Source organism: Brachybacterium sp., assembly GCF_052095815.1.
In the GTDB taxonomy this organism is placed as follows: Bacteria; Actinomycetota; Actinomycetes; order Actinomycetales; family Dermabacteraceae; genus Brachybacterium.
On the sequence record NZ_JBQDLF010000023.1, the window covers coordinates 54,390 to 59,172 of the forward strand.

At 71.1% G+C, this 4,783-nt stretch carries 5 protein-coding genes; all 5 read left to right on the forward strand.

The window, feature by feature from the left end; translation table 11 throughout:
* Positions 1–831: amino acid ABC transporter ATP-binding protein (locus tag ACTH43_RS10590; protein WP_441444867.1), on the forward strand; the 831-nt coding region annotated here is incomplete at its 5' end.
* A complete protein-coding gene (locus tag ACTH43_RS10595; protein ID WP_441444868.1) occupies positions 828–1,886 on the forward strand; it encodes a transporter substrate-binding domain-containing protein in 1,059 nt (352 codons plus the stop codon). The genes ACTH43_RS10590 and ACTH43_RS10595, both read left to right, overlap by 4 nt.
* Positions 1,883–2,854, forward strand: a complete 972-nt coding sequence (locus ACTH43_RS10600; RefSeq protein WP_441444869.1) for an LLM class flavin-dependent oxidoreductase — start codon at positions 1,883–1,885, stop codon at positions 2,852–2,854. The genes ACTH43_RS10595 and ACTH43_RS10600 overlap by 4 nt, the downstream gene beginning before the upstream one ends.
* The gene (locus ACTH43_RS10605; RefSeq protein WP_441444870.1) at positions 2,851–4,227 is read left to right on the forward strand and encodes an LLM class flavin-dependent oxidoreductase; all 1,377 of its coding nucleotides are present in this window, start codon (positions 2,851–2,853) and stop codon (positions 4,225–4,227) included. Before ACTH43_RS10600 ends, ACTH43_RS10605 begins: the two co-directional genes overlap by 4 nt.
* A 359-nt stretch (positions 4,228–4,586) precedes the next feature.
* Positions 4,587–4,754 carry a hypothetical protein gene (locus ACTH43_RS10610; protein WP_441444871.1) on the forward strand — a complete coding sequence of 56 codons (168 nt, stop codon included), beginning with the start codon at positions 4,587–4,589 and terminating at the stop codon, positions 4,752–4,754.
* The last annotated feature ends 29 nt before the right edge of the window (positions 4,755–4,783 follow it).

A 4,783-nucleotide genomic window follows, 5' to 3' on the forward strand; every position in this document is an offset into this window, starting at 1 on the left:
GTCGAGATCCGCGGCGTGCACAAGTCCTTCGGGGACCTCGAGGTGCTGCGCGGCATCGACCTGCGGATCGAACCCGGCTCCGTCACCGTGATCCTGGGCCCCTCCGGCTCCGGGAAGTCCACCCTGCTGCGCACCATCAACCACCTCGAGCCCGTCACCGAGGGCCTGGTCAGCGTGGACGGGGAGGTCATCGGCCACCGTCGCGAGGGGAACCGGCTGCATGAGCTGCACGAACGGGAGGTGCTGCGCCAGCGCACCGCGATCGGCATGGTGTTCCAGAGCTTCAACCTCTTCGCCCACATGACGGCGCTCGCGAACGTCGCCGAGGCGCCCCGGCGCGCTCTCGGGGTGCCCCGGCGCGAGGCCGAGGCGCGCGCCCGGGAACTGCTCGCCCTGGTGGGGCTCTCCGACAAGGAGCGTGTCTACCCCCGTCAGCTCTCCGGCGGGCAGCAGCAGCGGGTTGCGATCGCCCGGGCCCTCGCTCTGCGGCCGAAGGTGCTGCTGTTCGACGAGCCCACCAGCGCACTGGACCCCGAGCTGGTCGAGGAGGTGCTGGCGGTGATCCGGTCACTGGCGCGTGCTGGCACCACGCTGGTGATCGTCACCCACGAGATCTCCTTCGCCCGCGACGTCGCCGACACCGTGGTCTTCATGGACCACGGCCGGATCGTCGAACAGGGACCACCCGCGGAGGTCCTCGACCACCCACGCCACGAACGCACCCGTTCGTTCCTGCAGCGGGTGCGCACCGGCGAGGGCGTCCCCGTCGCCGCAGCTGCCCTGCCTGACCTTCCTGACCTGCCCCACCATCATCCCGAGGACCACTCATGACCCATCGCTCCCAGCCCCACCGCACCCCGTCCCGCTCCACGCTGCCTCCCCGCACCCCGTCCCGCCCCACGCTGTCACGCCGCACCCTGGCAGCGTCTGGCCTGCTGCTGCCCGCCGCCCTGCTCGCGGCCTGCTCCGATCCCGCTCCTGCCGCCATCGCTGGCAACGACTCAGGCTCCGGCTCTGCGGCGTCCGACGGCGGCGGGGCGAACGCGGGAGGCATCGACACCTCCGGCACCCAGGAGCTGATCCGCGCCACGGCTGATGAAGAGATCGCCGCCCTGCTGCCACCTGAGGTCGCCGAATCCGGCGTGCTGCGGGTGGGCATCAATGGCACCAGCGCCGCACCGCTGTCCTTCCTCGCCGATGACAACCAGACCTACATCGGCTCCGAGATCGACATCGCCCGCATCGTCGCGGACAAGCTCGGCCTCGAGTTCGAGCTGAAGCTGACCACCTGGGAGAACTGGCCCCTCAAGCTCGAGGCCGGAGAGTTCGACGTGGTCCACGCCAACATCGGCGTCAACGCTGAACGGCTGCAGAAGTTCGACTTCGCCTCCTACCGCGCGGCCTACATGTCGTTCCTGGTCAAGAAGGGCGCGGACTTCTGGCTCGAGGACGCCGACTCCCTCAGCGGACGCATCATCGCCGTCGGCAACGCCACCAACCAGGAGCGGATCCTCACCGACTGGAACGCCGAGCTGGAGTCGGCGGGCAAGGAGCCCGCGGAGCTGAAGAACTACTCCACCGACGCCGACACCCTGCTCGCCCTCGGCTCCGGACGCGTCGACGGCTACATCTCCCCCTTCGCCTCGCTGAGCTTCATCGCGGCACGTCGTGATGACTTCGAGCTGCAGGGGCGGATCAATGCCGGTTGGCCCGACGAGACCCTGGTCGCCGGAACCTTCGCCGGCGGCAGCGGTCTCGCCGCCCCGTACGCGGCGGCGCTCAACGCCCTGATCGCCGACGGCACCTACGGCAAGGTCCTCGAGCGCTGGCAGCTGAGCGAAGAAGCGCTGACCGAATCCCGCGCCCACACGAAGGAGAACCCGTGAGCACCACCACCCATGAGCTGCCCGGGCACCCCGCCGCAGCCTCCGACCGGGCACTGCCCGTGCTCGCCGTCGACCTCGTCACCGATCCCGCCCTGCTGGGCGGCCTCGCGGACCTGGCCCGCGGCCTCGAGAACTCCGGCATCGGTGCCCTGACCCTCAGCGACGGCGGCCTGCACCCGATCCATGTCGCCTCCCATCTCGCGCCGCTGACGGAGCACATCGGCCTGCTGCCACGCACCGACGCGGTCTACGTCGAGCCGTTCCACCTGGCCACCCAGCTGATGAGCCTCGATCACCTCAGCCACGGCCGGGCCGGCTGGCTGCTGAGCGCCGAGACCGACCCGGGGGTGGCCGCGACCGTCGGCCGCGCCGTGCTCGACCTCGACGCCACCGCCCGCGAGGCGGCCGACGTGCTCGAGGCCGCGCGGCGCATCTGGGACTCCTGGGCACCGGACGCGGTGGTGCGCGACGTCGAGCGCGGGCTGTACGTGGACGCCTCGCGCCTGCAGTACGCCGACGTCGAGGCCGAGACGTTCTCGGTGCGCGGCCCGGCGATCACCCCGCGCTCCCCGCAGGGGCTGCTCCCGGTGCTGGTCGCCGATGCGGATCGCGCCGCCGCCGGCGAGCGCGTGACGGCTGAGCTGGCCGACGGGCGGGTGCTGGACCTGGACGTCTCCGGCGGTGCGCTCTCTGGCGCCGTGAGCACTCTGATCCGGGAGGACACCACGCGCACCTCCGACGCCGCCTCGGTGCGGCTGGTGCGCCTGGTGGGCCTGGACCTCGCGGCCGATCCCCTGGGCACGGTCGCCGAGCTCGCCACCGCCCTGCGCGCCGAGGGCCTGATCGCCCCGGGCCCCTCCTCCGGGCAGGACCTGCGCACGCAGCTCGGGCTCGAGCCTGCACCGTTCCGTCCCGATCCCGCACGGCGCGGCGACCGCGCCCGCCTGTCCCGCGAGGAGTCCGCATGACCACCGCCCCGTCCCTTACGCCGACTGAGGCTCCGCTCTCTTCGGAGGCCGCCGCGCTCGCCACCGGCCCGGCCGAGCACCCGCTGCACCCCGACCACACCCCCACCGGGCAGCTCGCCTTCGGCGCGTTCTTCCAGGGAGTGAACTCCTCGACGATCTGGCGCCTGCCCTCCAGCGGCGATCAGGTGGCATGGGAGTCCTTCGAGGCGCTGGTGCGCACCGCGGAGCGTGGGAAGTTCGCGGCCTTCTTCCTCGGCGAGGGCCTGCGGCTGCGAGAGCACCGCGGGGTCCCCTTCGAGCTCGACGTGGCCGGCCGGCCCGATGCGCAGACCCTGCTCGCAGCCCTCGCCGCGGTCACGGAGAGGATCGGGCTGGTCGCCACCCAGAACACCACCTACAACGATCCGGTGGATCTGGCCCGACGCCTGCAGACCCTCGATCTGCTCTCCGGCGGCCGGGCGGGCTGGAACATCGTCACCACGGACAACGCCTGGACCGGGGAGAACTTCCGCCGCGGCGGCTACCTCGCTCACGCGGACAGATACGTCCATGCCGAGGCGTTCGTGCAGATCGCCGAGCAGTACTGGCGCGGCGAGCAGATCACGCACGACGGCCCCCACTACTCGGTACGCGCCCAGGGCGAGCTGCCCCGCTCCCCGCAGGGCCAGCCGGTGCTGTTCCAGGCCGGAGCCTCCCCCACCGGGCAGGACTTCGCCGCCCGCACGGCGGACGTCATCTTCTCCCCGCACGGCTCCCTCGAGGCGGCGGTCGAATTCCGCCGCAGCATCGTCGAGCGCACCGTCGCCGCCGGCAGGGACGCGGGCTCGGTGAAGATCCTCCCAGGGGCGGAAGTGGTGCTCGCCCCCACCGAGGCCGAGGCCGAGGCGAAGATCCGCTGGGTGCGCGACCTGCAGATCGGCCCCGAGCAGGCCATCGCCCTGCTCGAGCAGTACTGGGGCCGGGACCTCTCCGCCTTCGATCCCGACGGGCCGCTCCCGGACGTGCCGCCGGAGGTGGTCGAGTCCGGGGTGACCCGCGGGGCCGGCTTCCAGTTCGCCAAGGCCGAGGAACTCACCCGCGCCTGGCGCGAGGAGGCCGCGGAGAAGGGCCAGTCCATCCTCGAGTTCGCCCGCACCAAGGCCGGCGCCCGGCGCGGCACCTTCAGCGGCAGCTACGACGCGGTCGCCGATCGGCTGGTGGAGTTCGCACGCCTGGGGGCGATCGACGGCCTGAACATCACCCCGTGGCTGATCCCCTCCGGGCTCGACGACATCGTGGACCACCTGATCCCTCGCCTGCAGGAGCGCGGGGTCTATCCGGCCGACTACGCGGGGGCCACGCTGCGCGAGAACCTGGGGCTGCCGCCAGTGTGAGGGGCTAGGTGGGCGGGGCTGTGCGGATGGGGCTGTGTGGATGGGGCTGTGTGGATGGGGCTGTACGGATGAGGCCCCGTGGATGAGGCCAGGTGGATGGGCCCTGCGCATCGAGTCGTGAGTTCTGTACCGAAAGGCTGCGTTAGAGGCACAGAAGTTACGACTCGATGCCCCGGCGGCCCCTACCCTCACCGTCCAACTTCCCCGGCCACGCCAGCGCATAGTGCCTCGCAACAAACCGATCACGAATTATTTCGACGCCAGATTTTCCTCTGGTCGGGCACCGAATGTCGGTTCTGCGCGAGACACTCATGAGGATGTGGCAGCACGAAGCCGCCCCCTAGCTCCCGGAGCACCGAATGACGAATGAGATCGAAGTGATCAGCGACGGCGATGGACTCGCCGTGCTCGGTGCTCCCGGGGACGTCGACGCCTTCTTGACGTCATTCGGTTTCGAGTCCCGCGAGCTCGAGCTCCACCGGCTCGGCCCGTCGTATAAAACCGGCTCTTCGCAGCTGAGGGGGTAGATGCGGAACGCGGGGTGGGCGCGTCGGTG

Bases quoted from the DNA above. Each gene is read 5' to 3' on its own strand.
- ACTH43_RS10610 (WP_441444871.1), top strand. From the start codon at position 4,587: ATGACGAATGAGATCGAAGTGATCAGCGACGGCGATGGACTCGCCGTG.
- ACTH43_RS10605 (WP_441444870.1), top strand. From the start codon at position 2,851: ATGACCACCGCCCCGTCCCTTACGCCGACTGAGGCTCCGCTCTCTTCG.
- ACTH43_RS10595 (WP_441444868.1), top strand. From the start codon at position 828: ATGACCCATCGCTCCCAGCCCCACCGCACCCCGTCCCGCTCCACGCTG.